Annotated in this window: 1 protein-coding gene; it reads left to right on the forward strand. The window is 58.9% G+C overall.

All coding sequences use genetic code 11. From position 1 onward, the window contains the following. Positions 1 to 1365, forward strand: a 1365-nt coding sequence (locus HMPREF0372_RS16800; RefSeq protein WP_007495112.1) for an energy-coupling factor ABC transporter ATP-binding protein, incomplete at both ends; no start/stop codon positions are given.

Below are 1365 nucleotides of genomic sequence, written 5' to 3' on the forward strand. Positions count from 1 at the left end.
CGGTCACGGTGCGGGAGGGCCGGGATTGGCTGACGAAGTTCGCGGATGGACACCCCCTGATGGAGCTGCCGTCTGAGCCGCGCCGCACATATCCGAATGAACCGGCCATCACGGCGGAAGGTCTGTGGTTCAAATACGAAAAAGAGCTGCCGGACGTGGTGAAGGGGTTGAGCCTCACCGTGAGGCGGGGCGAGTTTCTGGCCCTGCTGGGCGGCAACGGAACGGGAAAGACCACCAGCCTGAAGCTGTTGTCCGGACTCCAGAAGCCCTACCGAGGCGAGGTGAGGCTGGCGGGGAGCGTGGGCGTGTTGCCGCAGAATCCCCAGGCGCTTTTTGTGAAGAAAACCGTTCGAGAGGATCTCTTTGAGATTCTCAAGGGCCGGAATTTCTCGGGGAAGGCGCAGGAGGAGCGGGTGGCCTGGGCGGTGCGGCTGTGCCGCCTGGAGGGATTACTGGATCGGCACCCCTATGATCTGTCCGGCGGTGAACAGCAGCGGGCGGCTCTGGCAAAAGTGCTCCTGCTGGGGCCGGAGATCCTGTTGATGGATGAGCCGACCAAGGGGCTGGATGCAGAGTTCAAGCAGGTGTTTGCCGAGATCCTGCAAAGCCTCTTGCGTCAGGGTGTGACCCTGCTCATGGTCAGCCACGACATTGAGTTCTGCGCCCGGTATGCCCACGGTTGCGCTCTGTTTTTTGACGGCTCCATTGTGACGGAAGCCCCACCGCGGGCCTTTTTCTCCGGTAATAGCTTCTATACCACCTCAGCCAACCGCATGGCCCGCGGCCTGCTTCCGGAGGCGGTAACTGCGGAGGACGTCATACAGGCATGCGGGGGAAATCTACCGCCGGCGCCAGAGCTTCCGGACAGCGGGGAGCCGCTCCCGGAACCAGAGGAAGCCAGCGCAGACTACAAGCCTAAACCGCTGCCCTGGTGGCGCAAGCTGGGGGCAGTGCTGACAGGAACGGTGTCTTTCCTCCTGTTCCTGTCGTTTATGAACGTTACGGATCTGACCCAACTGATTACTGCCGACGGCATGACAGAACTGGCAAACCATCAAATGATTCTATACGCACTCTTTATTCTCTCGCTCTTTCTGTTTGCTACCTGCATCACCCGGAGATCCCACCGAAAGGATTATGCCTTACAGGTACCCAAGGCCAAGCGGAAGCTGGCCAAGCGAACCGTTGTGGCGGCTGTACTAGTGCTGCTGATGATCCCTCTGACCCTGTATATCGGTGTGTTTTATCTGGACAATAAGAAGTATTACTTTATCTCTCTACTGGTTCTGCTGGAGTGTATGCTCCCCTTTTTCCTGATTTTTGAGGGCCGGAAGCCGCAGGCCAGGGAACTGGTGATCATAGCGG

The organism is Flavonifractor plautii ATCC 29863 (genome assembly GCF_000239295.1).
In the GTDB taxonomy this organism is placed as follows: Bacteria; Bacillota; Clostridia; order Oscillospirales; family Oscillospiraceae; genus Flavonifractor; species Flavonifractor plautii.